A 16,753-nucleotide genomic window follows, 5' to 3' on the forward strand; every position below is an offset into this window, starting at 1 on the left:
GCCATGGCCGAGAGCGAGAGTGGTCAGGACAAAACAGAAGACCCCACGGAGAAACGTAAAAAGGACTCCAGGGAAAAGGGCGAGATTGCACGCTCCAAAGAGCTCAACACCTTTGCCACCATGATCGCCGGTGCCGGTGCCTTGCTGATCTACGGCGGGGGCCTGGCGCTGGACTTGCTGGAGATGATGAAGCACAACTTCAGCTTGCCTCGCGAAGTGTTGCTCAACCCCGACGCCATGGGCCAGTACCTGCTGCACTCAGGCAAAATCGCCCTATTGGCGGTGCAACCGATCTTGATCACCTTGCTGCTCGCCGCGCTGATCGGCCCCGTTGCCCTCGGCGGCTGGTTGTTTGCCGCGGGCAGCATGGCGCCCAAGTTCAGCCGCATGAACCCGGGCGCGGGGCTCAAGCGCATGTTCTCCGCCAAAGCCCTGATTGAATTGCTCAAGGCCCTGGCCAAGTTTTTCCTGATTCTGTTCGTGGCGTTGGCGGTGTTGTCCTCCGACATCGACGACTTGTTGCGTATCGCCCATGAGCCGCTGGAGTCGGCGATCATCCACAGCGTGCAGGTGGTGGGCTGGAGCGCGCTGTGGATGGCCCTCGGGCTGATCCTGATCGCCGCCGTGGATGCGCCGATCCAGCTGTGGGAAAGCCACAAGAAACTGCTGATGACCAAGCAGGAAGTGCGTGACGAACACAAGGACCAGGAAGGCCGGCCCGAGGTCAAGCAACGCATTCGCCAGCTGCAGCGCGAAATGTCCCAGCGCAAGATGATGGCTTCGGTACCCGACGCTGACGTGATCATCACCAACCCGACCCACTACGCCGTAGCGCTCAAGTACGACCCGGAGAAGGGTGGCGCACCGATGCTGTTGGCCAAGGGCAGCGACTTCACCGCCCTGAAAATCCGCGAAATCGCCGTGGCCAACGACATTCTGCTGCTGGAATCGCCGGCGCTGGCGCGCTCGATTTTCTATTCCACCGACCTCGACCAGGAAATCCCCGCCGGGTTGTACCTGGCCGTTGCACAGGTACTGGCCTACGTTTACCAGATCCGCCAATACCGCGCCGGCAAGGGCAAGCGGCCTGATCCGCTCAAGGATTTGCCGATACCACCGGATTTGCGTCGCGACACCTGATTCTTCTCTGACCTGTCAACTTTGACAGTAGCCATTACGCCGCCTTCACTGTTTGATACAGCTATGAGGCGCCCAGCCATGCGCGGCTCGGGAGGCGGTGATGGATAGGGGCACGGTCAGGTGGTTCGATGCGGTCAAGGGCATTGGTTTTATTGCTCGGGATCGCGATGGCAATGCGGTTGCCGTCCAATCGACGAATGTCAAATGCGCCGAACCCCCGCAAGCGCCTGCCGAGCAGCGCAAACCCCGCAAACGCAAAAAGTCAGGGGATGCATGATCCGCAACATTGCCATGCCTACACTCACTGGAAGCCCGCGTCTACCTGTCAACTTTGACAGTAGCCAAAGGGCGTTGCCCGCTGTTTTATTACCCTCCATGCACTGCGCGTATGTAGTAAACGAGATGCAGGGAGAGCGGTTGTGAAGGTGGTTACGGGTACGGTCAGGTATTACGTCTGGCTCAGAGGCGATTGGTTGATCAAGCCCGATGGCGGGGGAGAGGATGTGTTTATCAATGGCAGAGACTGGCGTTGCACTGCGCTGTGGTTTGGCAAGCGCATGGAGTTCCAAATGGTCCATCGACCCGAGGGTATTTATGCGTTGCCCGTCAAACTGTGCAACCCAGGTGAACCGGGTCTCAAGTGAAGTGTAGGGAGAATGGCAATGGCAACTGGCACGGTGAAGTGGTTTAACGCGGAGAAGGGGTTTGGTTTTATTACCCAAGATGATGGAGGGTCCGATGTGTTTGCCCATTACTCGGCAATTGCGACGGCTGGGTACAAAAGCCTGGAGGAGAATCAAAAAGTAGAGTTTGACATCACGCAAGGTCCAAAAGGCCCACAGGCTGAGAATATACGGCCAGTTTAGAAACTGAATCACAGGTGGGAGCTGGCTTGCCTGCGATGGCTGACTCACAGCCAATATCCCAGTGGCTGACACACCGCAATCGCAGGCAAGCCAGCTCCCACCCTTGTCCGTATTATCCGCTGCTTGCTTTGCCCGCCATTGTGGCGCCAAGGTGCAGGCGATCAGCCAGTAATTGCGCCAGTTCGATCAACTGCGCAACACCAGTGGTGTACGGAGACTAGAGAGCCGGTTTCCTAGGGGCAACCCCAAATCCTTGTCAGAAATTTCCTCGATAGCCCCGGCTGTACACAGATCAAATGTGGGAGGGGGCTTGCTCCCGATAGCGGTGAATCAGCCAAACATCAGTGCCTGACACTCAGCAATCGGGAGCAAGCCCCCTCCCACATTTGGATTGATTTACACCCGGTGGCCCGGGGTGTTTGTGAGGTTCTCCGGGCCCAAAAGCAAAGTTGGAAGGCTTCTTGCAACCCCGCCTCCAAGTCGCCTCCCAGCGTCAAAACTTTGCTTCAAGGACACGAGGAATACCGGTGGTAGATCGCTCTCAAATGCTCAACACGGCCCGTGGCACCCTGACTGACCTGTCGCGGGGCAATCTGGGTGTGCCGTTGTTGTTGCTGGTGATGCTGGCAATGATGATGTTGCCGATGCCGCCGTTCCTGCTCGATGTGTTCTTCACCTTCAACATTGCCCTGTCTGTCGTCGTGCTGCTGGTGTGCGTGTACGCGCTGCGGCCGCTGGATTTCGCGGTATTCCCGACCATTCTGCTGGTGGCGACCCTGCTGCGCCTGGCGCTGAACGTGGCGTCCACGCGGGTGGTGATGCTTCACGGCCAGGACGGCCATGCCGCTGCCGGTAAGGTGATCCAGGCGTTCGGCGAGGTGGTGATCGGCGGCAACTACGTGGTCGGTATCGTCGTGTTCGCGATCCTGATGATCATCAACTTCGTGGTGGTGACCAAGGGCGCCGGGCGGATTTCCGAGGTGAGCGCGCGGTTTACCCTCGACGCCATGCCCGGCAAACAGATGGCCATCGACGCCGACCTAAACGCCGGCCTGATCGACCAGAACCAGGCCAAGTCACGCCGGGCGGAAGTCGCCCAGGAAGCCGAGTTCTACGGCTCCATGGACGGTGCCAGCAAATTTGTGCGCGGTGACGCCATCGCCGGCCTGCTGATTCTGTTTATCAACCTGATCGGCGGCATGGCCGTCGGTATCTTCCAGCACGGCATGACCTTCGGCGATGCGGGCAAGGTGTACGCCTTGCTGACCATCGGTGACGGTTTAGTGGCGCAATTGCCATCACTGTTGTTATCGACAGCTGCGGCCATCATGGTTACCCGCGCTTCGGGCTCCGAAGACATGGGCAAGCAGATCAGCCGCCAGATGTTCGCCTCGCCCAAGGCCCTGGCCGTGGCGGCGGGCATCATGGCGATCATGGGCATCGTGCCGGGTATGCCCCACTTCTCGTTCCTGAGCATGGCGGCCCTGGCCGGCGGCGCAGCTTACCTGTTCTGGAAAAAGCAGAACGCGGTCAAGGTCCAGGCCCAGCAAGAGATTGCCCGCCAGCAGGATCTGCTGCCATCCCCGGCCCGCGCCCAGGAAACCAAGGAGCTGGGCTGGGACGATGTGACCCCGATCGACATGATCGGCCTGGAGGTCGGCTACCGCCTGATCCCGCTGGTGGACCGCAACCAGGGCGGGCAATTGCTGGCGCGGATCAAGGGCGTGCGCAAGAAGCTGTCCCAGGACCTGGGCTTTTTGATGCCCACCGTGCATATCCGCGACAACCTCGACCTGGCCCCCAGTGCCTACCGCCTGACCCTGATGGGCGTGATCCTGGCCGAAGCCGAGATCTACCCGGATCGCGAGCTGGCGATCAACCCCGGGCAGGTGTTCGGCACGCTCAACGGCATTACCGCCAAAGATCCGGCTTTTGGCCTGGAAGCGGTGTGGATCGAAGTCAGCCAGCGCAGTCAGGCTCAATCGCTGGGTTACACCGTGGTGGATGCCAGCACCGTAGTTGCCACGCACCTCAACCAGATTCTCTACAAGCACTCCCACGAGCTGATCGGTCATGAGGAAGTCCAGCAATTGATGGGCTTGCTGGCCAAATCCTCACCGAAACTGGCCGAAGAGCTGGTGCCGGGTGTCCTGACACTGTCGCAGTTGCTCAAGGTGCTGCAAGCGCTGTTGGCCGAGCAGGTGCCGGTACGTGACATTCGCAGCATTGCCGAGGCCATCGCCAACAATGCCGCCAAGAGTCAAGATACTGCCGCTCTGGTGGCGGCGGTGCGCGTCGGATTGTCCCGTGCAATCGTGCAAAGCATTGTAGGCATTGAGTCCGAGCTGCCTGTGATCACCCTGGAACCCAGGTTGGAACAAATATTGCTCAATAGTATTCAGAAGGCAGGGCAAGGCCAGGAAGAGGGCGTTTTGCTGGAGCCGAGCATGGCTGAAAAGCTGCAGCGTTCGTTGATCGACGCCGCACAGCGCCAGGAAATGCAAGGCAACCCGGTGATCCTGCTGGTGGCCGGCCCGGTTCGGGCGATGTTGTCGCGGTTTGGACGCCTGGCTGTACCGAATTTGCACGTGTTGGCTTACCAGGAAATTCCTGACAATAAGCAAGTGACTATCGTCGCGACAGTTGGGCCCAATGGCTGAGGTAGTGGGTTATGCAAGTTAAGCGTTTTTTCGCCGCCGATATGCGTCAGGCCATGAAACTGGTCCGTGATGAGCTGGGCGCCGATGCCGCGATTATCGGTAACCGTCGGATTGCCGGCGGTGTCGAGCTGACGGCTGCCCTGGATTACACCCCCCAGGCGCTGGCCCCGCGCGTGCCGAACATGGAACTCGAAGACGAGCTGCGCAAGACCGCCTCGCGCATTGTGTCGGCCCAGGCTGAACTGAGTATGCGTGGCGACAGCGATGCCAGCACCAATCGCCAATTGTTCGCCGGCCTGCCGTTGACCGCCGCCGAGCCGCTGGTAGAGCCGACATTTGTCGAACCGCCGCGTCCAGCCGCGCCCGCCCCGGCTGCTGCTGTCGACCAGCGTGTGTTCGATTCGATGCGCTTTGAACTCAATGGCCTGCGTGAACTGCTGGAAGTGCAGCTGGGCTCGTTGGCCTGGACGCAACTGCAAGGCAGCAAGCCCCAGCAAGCCAACCTGTGGCGCCGCCTGCAACGCATCGGCTTGTCCGGCCCTTTGTCCCGCGACCTGCTGGCCTTGACCGCCGAAGTCGAAGAGCCGCGTCAGGCCTGGCGCATGTTGCTGGCGCACTTGGCGCGCATGATCGCCACCCCGGAAATCGAACCCCTGGAAGAGGGCGGTGTGATTGCCATGGTCGGCCCCGCCGGCATGGGCAAGACCACCACCCTGGCCAAGCTGGCCGCACGCTACGTACTCAAGTACGGCGCACAGAATATCGCCCTGGTGAGCATGGACAGCTACCGCATCGGCGCCCAGGAGCAGCTCAAGACCCTGGGCCGCATCCTCAATGTGCCGGTGACGCACGTCGATCCGGGCCAGTCCCTGGCCAATGCCCTCGACCCGTTGCTGCGCAAGCGCGTGGTGCTGATCGATACCGCCGGCCTGCAAGCCAGCGACCCGGCCCTGCGTATGCAGCTCGAAAGCCTGGCCGGGCGTGGCATCAAGTCGAAAAACTACCTGGTGCTTGCAACCACCAGCCAGAAACAGGTTCTTACCGCCGCGTACCATAGTTACAAACGCTGCGGTCTGGCCGGCTGCATCCTCACCAAGCTCGACGAAACCGCGAGCCTGGGCGAAGTGTTGAGCCTGGCCATCAGTCATGAATTACCGGTCGCCTACCTGACCGACGGGCCGCGGATCCCGGATGATCTGCATCTGCCGCGCCGTCATCAGTTGGTCAGCCGTGCCGTCAGTGTGCAAATGCAAGAAGAGCCTAGCGAGGAAGCGATGGCCGATATGTTCGCCGACCTTTACCACCACCCGGCAAAACGGGTCGGTTGAGGCAGGATGAACACCGTGAAATGTACCTACATCGATGGTCTGCAAGCGTTTCAAGCGGCCAAGCCATGTAGCCTGCGTCTAAGCAAGACAAGGTAAAGAAATAAAATGGGCAGCATGCATCCCGTACAGGTGATCGCGGTGACCGGCGGCAAAGGTGGCGTCGGCAAAACTAACGTGTCAGTGAATTTGTCCCTGGCCCTGGCAGAGCTTGGCCGTCGCGTCATGCTGCTGGATGCTGATTTGGGCTTGGCGAACGTGGACGTTCTGCTGGGGCTGACACCCAAACATACCCTTGCCGATGTGATCGAGGGCCGCTGTGAGCTGCGCGATGTGCTGCTCCAGGGGCCCGGTGGCATTCGTATCGTGCCGGCTGCCTCGGGCACCCAGAGCATGGTGCACCTGAGCCCCGCGCAACATGCCGGGCTGATCCAGGCCTTCAGTGATATCGGCGACAACCTCGATGTGCTGGTGATCGACACCGCCGCCGGGATCGGCGAATCGGTGGTCAGCTTTGTGCGCGCCGCGCAGGAGGTGCTGCTGGTGGTGTGCGACGAACCTACTTCCATCACCGACGCCTATGCGCTGATCAAACTGCTTAACCGTGACTACGGCATGAACCGCTTTCGCGTGCTGGCCAACATGGCCCAGAGCCCGCAGGAAGGGCGCAACCTGTTCGCCAAGTTGACCAAGGTCACGGATCGCTTCCTCGATGTGGCTTTACAATACGTCGGCGCAGTTCCCTATGACGAGTGTGTGCGCAAGGCCGTGCAAAAGCAGCGTGCGGTCTACGAAGCGTTCCCTCGTTCGAAATGCGCACTGGCGTTCAAGGCCATTGCCCAGAAGGTCGATACCTGGCCGTTGCCCGCCAATCCGCGTGGGCATCTGGAGTTTTTCGTCGAGCGTTTGGTGCATCAGACGAGTGCGGGACCGGTGCTATGACATCCAGCGGCTACAACCTTTACAAAAAGTCGGCACGTGACAGCCAGGGCGAATTGATCGAGCGCTATGCGCCTCTGGTCAAGCGCATTGCCTATCACCTGTTGGCGCGCCTGCCGGCGAGCGTGCAGGTCGAGGACTTGATCCAGGCTGGCATGATCGGCCTGCTTGAAGTGTCGACCAAATACGACGCGAGCAAGGGTGCGAGTTTCGAGACGTATGCGGGTATCCGTATTCGTGGCGCAATGCTCGACGAGGTGCGTAAAGGCGATTGGGCGCCGCGTTCGGTACACCGCAATACCCGCATGGTCAGTGATGCAATTCGTGCAATTGAAGCAAAAACCGGTCGTGACGCTAAAGATCATGAAGTTGCGGCCGAACTCCAATTGAGTCTCGACGATTACTACGGGATTTTGAACGATACCTTGGGCAGCCGCCTGTTCAGTTTCGACGACCTTTTACAGGACGGCGAACACGAAGGGCTGCACGAGGACGGCGCGAGTGCACATCTTGAACCGTCGCGCGATCTGGAAGATGAACGTTTCCAGAAAGCGTTGGCGGACGCGATTGCCAACTTGCCGGAGCGTGAGCGCCTGGTGCTGGCGCTGTACTACGACGAAGAGCTGAACCTCAAGGAAATCGGTGAGGTCCTGGGGGTCAGCGAGTCGCGTGTCAGCCAATTGCATAGCCAGTGCGCAGCCCGCTTGCGGGGGCGATTGGGAGAGTGGCGCGCGCGCTGACAGGCAGTGTGGGGACACTGCAGACGCTACCGCGAAACCGCAGGGTTTTGCGGGTGAGTACCGTGGTGCCCTGGGCAGTCCTTTTTGTGTAACGCCTGTTGATTGAAATGGCGCGTCCAGGTGCTGGGCGCGTTTAAGACTGCTTGGAGGTCGAATTGGACAAGAACATGAAAATCCTCATCGTTGATGACTTCTCAACGATGCGGCGGATCATTAAAAACCTGTTGCGTGACCTTGGGTTCACCAACACGGTCGAGGCGGATGACGGCATTACGGCGATTCCGATCCTCAACAGTGGCAGCATCGACTTTCTGGTAACCGACTGGAACATGCCGGGTATGACCGGTATCGACCTGCTGCGCCACGTGCGCGCCGATGAAAAGTTGCGCAGCCTGCCTGTGCTGATGGTGACCGCCGAAGCCAAGCGTGAACAGATCATCGAAGCCGCCCAAGCCGGGGTCAACGGTTACGTGGTCAAGCCATTCACGGCGCTGGCCTTGAAAGAGAAGATTGAAAAAATCTTCGAACGCATCGGTCATTGATGTCGCCACGGGGGAGCTATGGAGCATAACGAAACGTCACAGGGCGACTTTGAGTCGACCCTGAAAAAACATGCTCACCAGTTGGTCGACAGCCTGGAAAAAGGCCAGTTCGCCGATGCGGTGCAGTTGATCCATGAGCTTAACCAGACCCGTGACCGCGGCCTGTACCAGGAAGTGGGCAAGCTCACACGCGAGCTGCACAGTGCGATCGTCAATTTCCAGATTGACCCGCGCATGCCCCAGGCCGAAGAAATTTCCCAGATCACCGACGCCACTGAACGCCTGTCGTATGTGGTCAGGCTGACCGAGGCCGCTGCCAACCGCACCATGGACCTGGTGGAAAACGCCACGCCTCTGGTCAACGGCATGGCCAGCGAAGCCCAGGCCCTGAGCCTTGACTGGGGCCGCTTCATGCGTCGTGAAGTGGGCGCTGAGGAATTTCGTGAGTTGGCGCGTCGGGTCGACGGTTTCCTGTCGCGCAGCGAGCAAGAGAACCGCACGGTGGCCAGCAACCTCAACGACATCCTGCTGGCCCAGGATTACCAGGACCTCACCGGCCAGGTGATCAAGCGCGTGACCCAGTTGGTCACCGAAGTGGAAAGCAACTTGCTCAAATTGGTGCTGATGGCCGGCCAGGTCGACCGTTTTGCCGGCATCGAACACGACCGCGAAGCGATCCTCTCGGAAAAAGATCCACAAAAACATCTCGCCAAGGGTGAAGGTCCGCAGATTCATGCCGATAAACGTGAAGACGTTATGTCAGGTCAGGATGACGTAGATGACCTGTTATCCAGTTTAGGCTTCTAAGGAGCACACCCATGAGCTTCGGCGCCGATGAAGAAATCCTTCAGGATTTCCTTGTAGAGGCCGGCGAAATTCTAGAGCAACTGTCCGAGCAACTGGTCGAGCTGGAAAGCCGACCGGATGATGCGAACCTGCTCAATGCAATTTTTCGCGGTTTTCACACTGTAAAAGGGGGCGCCGGCTTCCTCCAGCTCCATGAGCTGGTGGAGTGCTGCCACATCGCCGAGAACGTGTTCGACATCCTGCGCAAGGGTGAGCGTCACGTTGATTCGGAACTGATGGACGTGATTCTCGAAGCACTGGATGCGGTCAACGGCATGTTCAGCCAGGTGCGTGAACGTGCGCCGATCACGGCGGCTACCCCGGAACTGCTGGCCGCCCTGGCGCGCCTGGCTGAACCGGCTGCCGCTGCGCCGGTTGTGCAAGCGGCGCCTGAGCCGGTGGTAGAAGCCGAGCCGGACGTGACCGACAGCGAGTTCGAACAGCTGCTCGACTCGCTCAATGCGGTCAAGGCCGAGGCAGAAGCACCGCCTGCGCCTGTCACCACGCCGACCAGCGAAGACATTACCGACGCAGAATTCGAATCCTTGCTCGACCAGTTGCATGGCAAGGGCCAGTTCGCGGCCGATGCCGTGGCCCCTGTGGCGCCGCCGCAAGTGCCGGATGCCAATGCCAGCACCGACATTACTGACGATGAGTTCGAAGCGCTGCTCGACCAACTGCATGGCAAAGGCACCTTTGTGGCCGAAGCCCTGCCGGAAGTCGCGGCCACAGCTGCCGCCCCGGCCACCAAGGCTGGGCCTGCCGACGACGGGCTGATCTCCGATCACGAGTTCGAAGCGCTGCTGGACGAGCTGCACGGTAAAGGCAAGTTCACCGAAGTGGCCCCGGCTGCCGCCGCAGCGGTCGCCACTGCCGCACCGGCGGCTGCCAAAGCGCCTGCGCCAGTCGCCAAGCCAGCACCCGCGCCGGCACCTGCCCGTGCAGCGGCACCGGCCGCGGCGGAAAAGCCCGCCAGTGAAGCCGAAACCACCGTGCGCGTCGATACCGCACGCCTGGACGACATCATGAACATGGTCGGCGAACTGGTGCTGGTGCGTAACCGCCTGGTGCGCCTGGGCCTGAACAGCGGCGACGAAGCCATGCAAAAGGCCGTGTCGAACCTCGATGTGGTCACCGCCGACTTGCAAACCGCCGTGATGAAAACGCGGATGCAGCCGATCAAGAAAGTCTTTGGCCGCTTCCCGCGCCTGGTCCGCGACCTGGCGCGCCAGCTCAAGAAAGAAATCAACCTGGAACTGGTGGGCGAAGAAACCGACCTGGATAAAAACCTGGTCGAGGCCCTCGCCGACCCGCTGGTCCACTTGGTGCGCAACGCTGTCGACCACGGCGTGGAAACCCCGGAAGAACGCGAAGCTGCCGGCAAGTCGCGCAACGGCAAGGTGATCCTGGCCGCAGAGCAAGAGGGCGACCACATCCTGCTGTCGATCACCGATGACGGCAAAGGCATGGACCCGACCATCTTGCGCAATATCGCGGTCAAGCGCGGCGTGATGGACAAGGACGCCGCCGACCGCCTGACCGACACCGAGTGCTACAACCTGATCTTCGCCCCGGGCTTCTCGACCAAGACCGAGATTTCCGACGTATCCGGCCGTGGCGTCGGCATGGACGTGGTGAAAACCAAGATCAGCCAGCTCAACGGCTCGATCAACATCTACTCGACCAAGGGCCAGGGCTCCAAGATCGTCATCAAGGTGCCGTTGACCCTGGCGATCATGCCGACGCTGATGGTGATGCTGGGCAACCAGGCGTTCGCTTTTCCGCTGGTCAACGTTAACGAAATTTTCCACCTCGACCTGTCGCGCACCAACGTGGTGGACGGCCAGGAAGTGGTGATCGTGCGCGACAAGGCATTGCCATTGTTCTACCTCAAGCGTTGGCTGGTGGCGTCGGCCAAGCATGAAGAGCAGCGTGAAGGCCATGTGGTGATTCTGTCCGTGGGCACCCAGCGCATCGGCTTTGTGGTCGATCAACTGGTGGGCCAGGAAGAAGTGGTGATCAAGCCTTTGGGCAAGATGCTGCAGGGCACCCCGGGCATGTCGGGCGCGACCATTACCGGTGACGGTCGGATCGCGTTGATTCTCGATGTTCCAAGCATGCTCAAGCGTTACGCCGCACGGCGTATTTGATTCTGGTGGGGCAGGGCGGTCATGCCCGCCCCACCTAACGGAGTGTTTATGGCAGTCAAGGTCCTGGTGGTGGACGATTCGGGTTTCTTCCGCCGCCGCGTCTCGGAAATTCTTTCCGCCGATCCAACGATCCAGGTGGTCGGCACGGCCACCAACGGTAAAGAGGCGATCGATCAGGCCATCGCGTTGAAGCCGGACGTGATCACCATGGACTACGAGATGCCAATGATGGACGGCATTACCGCCGTGCGTCACATCATGCAGCGCTGCCCCACCCCGGTATTGATGTTCTCGTCGCTGACTCACGAAGGCGCACGGGTGACCCTCGACGCGCTGGATGCCGGCGCGGTGGACTTTCTGCCGAAGAATTTCGAAGACATCTCGCGCAACCCCGACAAGGTCAAGCAGATGCTGTGCGAGAAGGTGCACAGCATTTCCCGCAGTAACCGTCGCAGCCTGTTCAGTGCACCTGCGCCGGCACCTGCGCCTGCGCCCGTAGCGGCTGCACCGACCTCATCGTTTGCACGCCCGGCCCCTGCGCCGGTGGCTCGGCCTGCGGTGGCGCCGGTACGTGCCGCCGCTGTACCGAGCACCCATTCGCCAGCGCCCAAGCGCAAGGCTTACAAGCTGGTTGCCATCGGTACCTCCACCGGTGGCCCGGTGGCCTTGCAGCGGGTGTTGACCCAGCTGCCGGCCAACTTCCCGGCGCCGATTGTGCTGGTGCAGCACATGCCCGCGGCGTTCACCAAGGCGTTCGCCGAGCGCCTGGACAAGCTGTGCCGGATCACCGTCAAGGAAGCCGAGGATGGCGACATCCTGCGTCCTGGCCTGGCGCTGCTGGCGCCGGGTGGCAAGCAGATGATGGTGGACGGCCGTGGTGCGATCAAAATCCTGCCAGGCGACGAGCGCTTGAACTACAAGCCGTGTGTGGATATCACCTTCGGTTCGGCGGCCAAATCCTACGGTGACAAAGTTCTGGCGGTGGTGCTCACCGGCATGGGCGCCGATGGCCGTGAAGGCGCACGCCTGCTCAAGCAAGGTGGCAGCGCCATCTGGGCCCAGGACGAAGCCAGCTGCGTGATCTATGGCATGCCCATGGCCATCGTCAAGGCTGACCTGGCTGACGCGGTCTACAGCCTGGACGACATCGGCAAGCATCTGGTGGAGGCCTGCCTCTGATGGATGTCTTGAGCCTGATCGGGATCACCATGGCGTTTGTCGCCATCATCGGCGGCAACTACCTCGAAGGCGGCCACCTCGGCGCCCTGGCCAATGGCCCGGCAGCGCTGATCGTGATTGGTGGCACCGTGGGCGCGGCGCTGTTGCAGTCGCCGCTGAGCTCGTTCAAGCGGGCCATGCAGATCCTGGTGTGGATCATTTTCCCGCCACGAGTCGACCTGCCCGGCGGCATCGACCGCGTGGTCAACTGGAGCCTCACTGCCCGCAAGGAAGGTTTGCTGGGCCTGGAAGGCGTGGCCGATGCCGAGCCCGACAGCTACGCACGCAAGGGCCTGCAATTGCTGGTGGACGGCGCTGAGCCGGAAGCGATCCGCAGCATCCTGGAGGTGGATTTCTACACCCAGGAAAGCCGTGACATCAATGCGGCCAAAGTCTTTGAAAGCATGGGCGGCTACGCGCCGACCATCGGCATCATCGGCGCGGTGATGGGCCTGATCCACGTGATGGGTAACCTGGCTGATCCTTCGCAACTGGGCAGCGGTATTGCCGTGGCGTTTGTGGCGACCATCTACGGCGTGGCCAGTGCCAACCTGGTGCTGTTGCCGGTGGCCAGCAAGCTCAAGTCAATTGCCATGCGCCAGTCGCGTTATCGCGAAATGCTGCTCGAAGGCATCCTCTCGATTGCCGAGGGCGAGAACCCGCGCTCCATCGAATTGAAGCTCCAGGGCTTCATGGATTGATGGGGAGGAACCGCCTGTGAGCCGTCGCCGTCGCGAGCCTGAAGAACATGTCAACCACGAGCGCTGGCTGGTGTCCTACGCGGACTTCATCACCTTGTTGTTTGCGTTTTTCGTGGTGATGTATTCGATTTCGTCGGTCAACGAAGGCAAGTACAAGATCATTTCCCAGGCGCTGGTGGGCGTGTTCAACGATACCGAGCGTGCGCTCAAGCCGATTCCCATCGGTGACGAGCGGCCCAAGACCGTCACCCCGGCCAAGCCGCTGGTTAACGACAGCGATGAGATCGCTGCCGGTGTCGGCGGCACCAGTGACCCGCTCAAAAGCATCGCCGATGACATCAGTGCCGCCTTTGGTGACCTGATCAGTTCCAATCAGATGACCGTACGCGGCAACGAGTTGTGGGTGGAGATCGAACTCAACTCCAGCCTGTTGTTTGCCAGTGCCGATGCGTTGCCCAGTGACCAGGCGTTCACCATCATCGACAAGGTGGCGGCGATCCTTAAACCGTTTGAAAACCCGATCCATGTGGAAGGCTTCACCGACAATTTTCCCATCAGCACCGCGCAGTACCCGACCAACTGGGAACTGTCATCGGCCCGTGCATCGAGCATCGTGCGCATGTTGGCCATGCAGGGTGTGAACCCTCAGCGACTGGCGTCGGTGGGCTATGGTGAATTCCAGCCGGTGGCCAATAACGCCACGGTGGAAGGGCGGGCACGCAACCGCCGGGTGGTGCTGGTGGTGTCGCGCAACCTGGATGTACGTCGCAGCCTGACCGGCACCGGCACGGCCAATGCAACACCGGATGCGGCGTTGAAGCGCGCTGGCACACAAACTGCACCGGCCCCTGTAAAGTCGCCGGTTCGGGCAAGCGCCGTCAATTCTCCGTCACCGGCTCAATAACCTTATGCCATGTCTCGGTCGCGCCTGTGCCCACCGGGAGGAACCAACCGAATGAGAGTCTGGGCAGTTGCCAATCAAAAGGGTGGAGTCGGCAAGACCACCACCTCCATCGCCTTAGCCGGCTTGCTGGCCGAAGCGGGCAAGCGTGTGGTCGTGGTCGACCTCGACCCCCACGGTTCCATGACCAGCTATTTCGGTTACGACCCGGATGCGCTGGAACACAGCTGCTATGACCTGTTCCTGCACAAGGGCAGCGTGCCGGCGGATTTGCCCGGGCAATTGCTGCTGCCCACCAGCAACGAGAGCATTTCGCTGTTGCCGTCGAGCACCGCGCTGGCCACCCTTGAGCGCCAGTCGCCGGGGCAGAGCGGCCTGGGCCTGGTGATCGCCAAGACCCTGGCGCAGCTGTGGCAGGATTTCGACTACGCGATCATCGACAGCCCGCCGTTGCTGGGCGTGCTGATGGTCAACGCCCTGGCGGCCAGCCAACAATTGGTGATCCCGGTACAAACCGAGCACCTGGCGGTCAAGGGCCTGGAACGCATGGTCAGCACCCTGGCGATGATCAACCGTTCGCGCAAACAGGCGCTGCCGTTCAGCATCGTGCCGACGTTGTTCGACCGCCGTACCCAGGCATCCCTCAGCACTTTGCGTGTATTGCGCGATGCCTATCCGGACACCATCTGGAACGGCTACATCCCCGTGGATACGCGCCTGCGTGATGCCAGCCGTGCGGGGCTCACGCCGTCGCAGTTCGATGGCAAGAGCCGGGGTGTGCTGGCCTACCGTGCGTTGCTCAAGCATCTGCTGTCGCAGCAGCTTGTGGCGCAGGTGGCGTGATGAACCGTCCTGTTGAATACAAGACCCGGCCGCAGCTGGCGCTGGAATCCTACCTGGACGCGCTGCTGCAGGATGCGACTGACGAAGCGCTGCCGGAGCCGATTCTGGTACTTGAGCCTGCTGTCGAGCCTGACACTACGCTGGACGATTTCCAGCAGGCCGTCATGGAAGAGCAGGCGCGCGATGCGCAGGTGGTGGAGGCTCCAGTCGTGGTGCCGATCACCCCTGCGGTGGTGGCGCCGATGGTGGTCGAACCGGTGGTGGACGTGCACCTGCCGCCGAGTATCACGCCACCGCCGGTAACCGGTGACGGCCGCCCGGCGTGGGCGGCCGAGCCGTTCGAGTGCCTGCTGTTCGACGTCGCCGGCTTGACCCTGGCAGTGCCGCTGGTGTGCCTGGGCTCGATCTATTCTTTGGAAGGCCAGGAGCTGACACCGCTGTTTGGTCAGCCGGAGTGGTTTCTCGGCATCCTGCCCAGCCAGGCCGGCAACCTCAAGGTGCTGGACACCGCGCGCTGGGTGATGCCCGACCGCTACCGCGACGATTTCCGCCAGGGCCTGCAATACGTGATTTCGGTGCAGGGCTACGAATGGGGGCTGGCGGTGCATCAAGTCAGCCGCTCGTTGCGCCTGGACCCCAATGAAATCAAATGGCGCAGCCACCGCGGCCAGCGCCCCTGGCTGGCGGGCACCGTGATTGAGCACATGTGCGCATTGCTGGATGTCGCTGAACTGGCCGAGTTGATTGCCAGCGGTGCGGTCAAGGCGATGCCACAGAACAAACGTAGTTGATTGAACAATAAGGGCCGTGCGGTTGCGCGGCGCAATAGCATACACGCCGTCGATAGCGGCATTTGAAGGGGTTACACGAATGAACAAGTCAGCGTCCGCACAAGGTTTGGATGATCCGATCCTGCAATGGGTTACCTTCAAACTCGACAACGAGACCTACGGCATCAACGTGATGCGCGTGCAGGAAGTGCTGCGCTACACCGAGATCGCTCCGGTACCGGGTGCACCGAGCTATGTGCTGGGCATCATCAATCTGCGTGGCAATGTGGTGACAGTCATCGACACCCGCCAGCGTTTTGGCCTGGACACGGTTGAAGTCAGCGACAACACCCGTATTGTGATCATCGAAGCCGACAAGCAAGTGGTCGGGATCATGGTCGACAGCGTGGCCGAAGTGGTTTACCTGCGCCAATCGGAAGTGGAAACCGCACCGAATGTCGGTAACGAAGAATCGGCCAAGTTCATCCAGGGCGTGTGCAACAAGAACAACGAACTGCTGATCCTGGTTGAGCTGGACAAGATGATGAGCGAAGAAGAGTGGTCGGAACTGGAGAGCATCTGATTGTTCCTTGAGGCAGCGGTGATTGTCCTGGCCCTGTTGTGGGCCGGGACCTTGGCGTTTGTACTGCGCTATATGCGTCAGCAACGGGAATTGGCCTTGCAACAGGCCGAACGCGATGCCGTGCGTGATCGGCGCATTCTGGAGCTGGTCAAGCGCGTGGATCATTACCAGCAGAGTGCGGTGCGGGTCGGCGATGAAGTGCATGAACTGCGCGCGATTCTCGGGCCTTTGCCGGATAAACTGGTGCAATTGGAACAGCGCGACCCTTCGAACCTGTCCTTTGCCCAGGCGGCCAAGCTGGTGGGGATGGGGGCGACGGTGGACGAACTGACCCAGTCGTGCGGCTTGACCCAGGCCGAGGCGCAGTTGATGAGCAAATTGCACAAGAGCTGATTCGGCTGACTGATGATCAAAAGGTGGGAGGGGGCAAGCACCCTCCCACCTTTTGATCATCAGTCAATTTTTCTCCATCCACAGACTTTTCCCGTTCTCCAAGGGTCAACATCCTTCAAGCACCTTGACCCAGGAG

General features: G+C 60.7%; 17 protein-coding genes. All 17 read left to right on the plus strand.

Features of this window, described 5'->3' with window-relative positions; genetic code table 11:
• Nucleotides 1–3 precede the first annotated feature (3 nt).
• Complete coding sequence (gene flhB, locus TK42_RS04590; RefSeq protein WP_005790061.1) at nucleotides 4–1,140, plus strand: flagellar biosynthesis protein FlhB; 1,137 nt, start codon at nucleotides 4–6, stop codon at nucleotides 1,138–1,140.
• A 419-nt stretch (nucleotides 1,141–1,559) separates the two neighbouring features.
• A complete protein-coding gene (locus tag TK42_RS04595) occupies nucleotides 1,560–1,784 on the plus strand; it encodes a hypothetical protein (protein ID WP_032880067.1) in 225 nt (74 codons plus the stop codon).
• An 18-nt stretch (nucleotides 1,785–1,802) separates the two neighbouring features.
• Nucleotides 1,803–2,006 (plus strand): cold-shock protein, encoded by a 204-nt coding sequence (locus TK42_RS04600; RefSeq protein ID WP_103733689.1) that lies wholly within the window; start codon nucleotides 1,803–1,805, stop codon nucleotides 2,004–2,006.
• A 545-nt stretch (nucleotides 2,007–2,551) separates the two neighbouring features.
• A complete protein-coding gene (gene flhA / locus TK42_RS04605; protein WP_032880069.1) occupies nucleotides 2,552–4,666 on the plus strand; it encodes a flagellar biosynthesis protein FlhA in 2,115 nt (704 codons plus the stop codon).
• A gap of 11 nt (nucleotides 4,667–4,677) precedes the next feature.
• On the plus strand, nucleotides 4,678–5,994 hold the full coding sequence (flhF, locus tag TK42_RS04610) for a flagellar biosynthesis protein FlhF (RefSeq protein ID WP_005790047.1): 1,317 nt from the start codon (nucleotides 4,678–4,680) through the stop codon (nucleotides 5,992–5,994).
• 105 nt (nucleotides 5,995–6,099) lie between these two features.
• Complete coding sequence (fleN, locus tag TK42_RS04615; RefSeq protein ID WP_003192912.1) at nucleotides 6,100–6,933, plus strand: flagellar synthesis regulator FleN; 834 nt, start codon at nucleotides 6,100–6,102, stop codon at nucleotides 6,931–6,933.
• Entirely contained in the window at nucleotides 6,930–7,670 is a 741-nt protein-coding gene (gene fliA / locus TK42_RS04620; RefSeq protein WP_005790042.1) for an RNA polymerase sigma factor FliA, read from the plus strand. The genes fleN and fliA overlap by 4 nt, the downstream gene beginning before the upstream one ends.
• A 167-nt stretch (nucleotides 7,671–7,837) precedes the next feature.
• Entirely contained in the window at nucleotides 7,838–8,212 is a 375-nt protein-coding gene (locus tag TK42_RS04625; protein WP_005790040.1) for a chemotaxis response regulator CheY, read from the plus strand.
• 18 nt (nucleotides 8,213–8,230) lie between these two features.
• Complete coding sequence (locus TK42_RS04630; protein ID WP_032880071.1) at nucleotides 8,231–9,019, plus strand: protein phosphatase CheZ; 789 nt, start codon at nucleotides 8,231–8,233, stop codon at nucleotides 9,017–9,019.
• An 11-nt stretch (nucleotides 9,020–9,030) separates the two neighbouring features.
• Nucleotides 9,031–11,208 (plus strand): chemotaxis protein CheA, encoded by a 2,178-nt coding sequence (locus TK42_RS04635; protein ID WP_103733690.1) that lies wholly within the window; start codon nucleotides 9,031–9,033, stop codon nucleotides 11,206–11,208.
• Nucleotides 11,209–11,256: 48 nt separating this feature from the next.
• Nucleotides 11,257–12,387: a chemotaxis response regulator protein-glutamate methylesterase gene (locus TK42_RS04640; protein WP_103733691.1), complete on the plus strand. Its 1,131-nt coding sequence runs from the start codon at nucleotides 11,257–11,259 to the stop codon at nucleotides 12,385–12,387.
• A complete protein-coding gene (locus tag TK42_RS04645) occupies nucleotides 12,387–13,127 on the plus strand; it encodes a flagellar motor protein (RefSeq protein WP_005790033.1) in 741 nt (246 codons plus the stop codon). Before TK42_RS04640 ends, TK42_RS04645 begins: the two co-directional genes overlap by 1 nt.
• Before the next feature lie 16 nt (nucleotides 13,128–13,143).
• Complete coding sequence (gene motD, locus TK42_RS04650; protein WP_032880074.1) at nucleotides 13,144–14,031, plus strand: flagellar motor protein MotD; 888 nt, start codon at nucleotides 13,144–13,146, stop codon at nucleotides 14,029–14,031.
• 51 nt (nucleotides 14,032–14,082) lie between these two features.
• A complete protein-coding gene (locus TK42_RS04655) occupies nucleotides 14,083–14,871 on the plus strand; it encodes a ParA family protein (protein ID WP_005790028.1) in 789 nt (262 codons plus the stop codon).
• Nucleotides 14,871–15,662, plus strand: coding sequence for a CheW domain-containing protein (locus TK42_RS04660; protein WP_032880075.1), 792 nt, complete (start codon nucleotides 14,871–14,873; stop codon nucleotides 15,660–15,662). The genes TK42_RS04655 and TK42_RS04660 overlap by 1 nt, the downstream gene beginning before the upstream one ends.
• Before the next feature lie 79 nt (nucleotides 15,663–15,741).
• Nucleotides 15,742–16,224 carry a chemotaxis protein CheW gene (locus tag TK42_RS04665; RefSeq protein ID WP_005790025.1) on the plus strand — a complete coding sequence of 161 codons (483 nt, stop codon included), beginning with the start codon at nucleotides 15,742–15,744 and terminating at the stop codon, nucleotides 16,222–16,224.
• The gene (locus tag TK42_RS04670; RefSeq protein ID WP_005790023.1) at nucleotides 16,225–16,617 is read left to right on the plus strand and encodes a DUF2802 domain-containing protein; all 393 of its coding nucleotides are present in this window, start codon (nucleotides 16,225–16,227) and stop codon (nucleotides 16,615–16,617) included.
• Nucleotides 16,618–16,753 lie beyond the last annotated feature (136 nt).

The organism is Pseudomonas sp. GZJR-8 (genome assembly GCF_002916705.1).
Lineage (GTDB): Bacteria > Pseudomonadota > Gammaproteobacteria > Pseudomonadales > Pseudomonadaceae > Aquipseudomonas > Aquipseudomonas synxantha_A.

What these genes read in the sequence shown, in the direction of transcription:
- TK42_RS04660 (WP_032880075.1), top strand. Translation starts at nt 14,871, where the DNA reads ATGAACCGTCCTGTTGAATACAAGACCCGGCCGCAGCTGGCGCTGGAA.
- TK42_RS04600 (WP_103733689.1), top strand. Translation starts at nt 1,803, where the DNA reads ATGGCAACTGGCACGGTGAAGTGGTTTAACGCGGAGAAGGGGTTTGGT.
- TK42_RS04655 (WP_005790028.1), top strand. Translation starts at nt 14,083, where the DNA reads ATGAGAGTCTGGGCAGTTGCCAATCAAAAGGGTGGAGTCGGCAAGACC.
- flhF (WP_005790047.1), top strand. Translation starts at nt 4,678, where the DNA reads ATGCAAGTTAAGCGTTTTTTCGCCGCCGATATGCGTCAGGCCATGAAA.
- TK42_RS04665 (WP_005790025.1), top strand. Translation starts at nt 15,742, where the DNA reads ATGAACAAGTCAGCGTCCGCACAAGGTTTGGATGATCCGATCCTGCAA.
- TK42_RS04625 (WP_005790040.1), top strand. Translation starts at nt 7,838, where the DNA reads ATGAAAATCCTCATCGTTGATGACTTCTCAACGATGCGGCGGATCATT.
- TK42_RS04630 (WP_032880071.1), top strand. Translation starts at nt 8,231, where the DNA reads ATGGAGCATAACGAAACGTCACAGGGCGACTTTGAGTCGACCCTGAAA.
- TK42_RS04645 (WP_005790033.1), top strand. Translation starts at nt 12,387, where the DNA reads ATGGATGTCTTGAGCCTGATCGGGATCACCATGGCGTTTGTCGCCATC.
- fliA (WP_005790042.1), top strand. Translation starts at nt 6,930, where the DNA reads ATGACATCCAGCGGCTACAACCTTTACAAAAAGTCGGCACGTGACAGC.
- fleN (WP_003192912.1), top strand. Translation starts at nt 6,100, where the DNA reads ATGGGCAGCATGCATCCCGTACAGGTGATCGCGGTGACCGGCGGCAAA.
- flhB (WP_005790061.1), top strand. Translation starts at nt 4, where the DNA reads ATGGCCGAGAGCGAGAGTGGTCAGGACAAAACAGAAGACCCCACGGAG.
- TK42_RS04640 (WP_103733691.1), top strand. Translation starts at nt 11,257, where the DNA reads ATGGCAGTCAAGGTCCTGGTGGTGGACGATTCGGGTTTCTTCCGCCGC.
- flhA (WP_032880069.1), top strand. Translation starts at nt 2,552, where the DNA reads ATGCTCAACACGGCCCGTGGCACCCTGACTGACCTGTCGCGGGGCAAT.
- TK42_RS04635 (WP_103733690.1), top strand. Translation starts at nt 9,031, where the DNA reads ATGAGCTTCGGCGCCGATGAAGAAATCCTTCAGGATTTCCTTGTAGAG.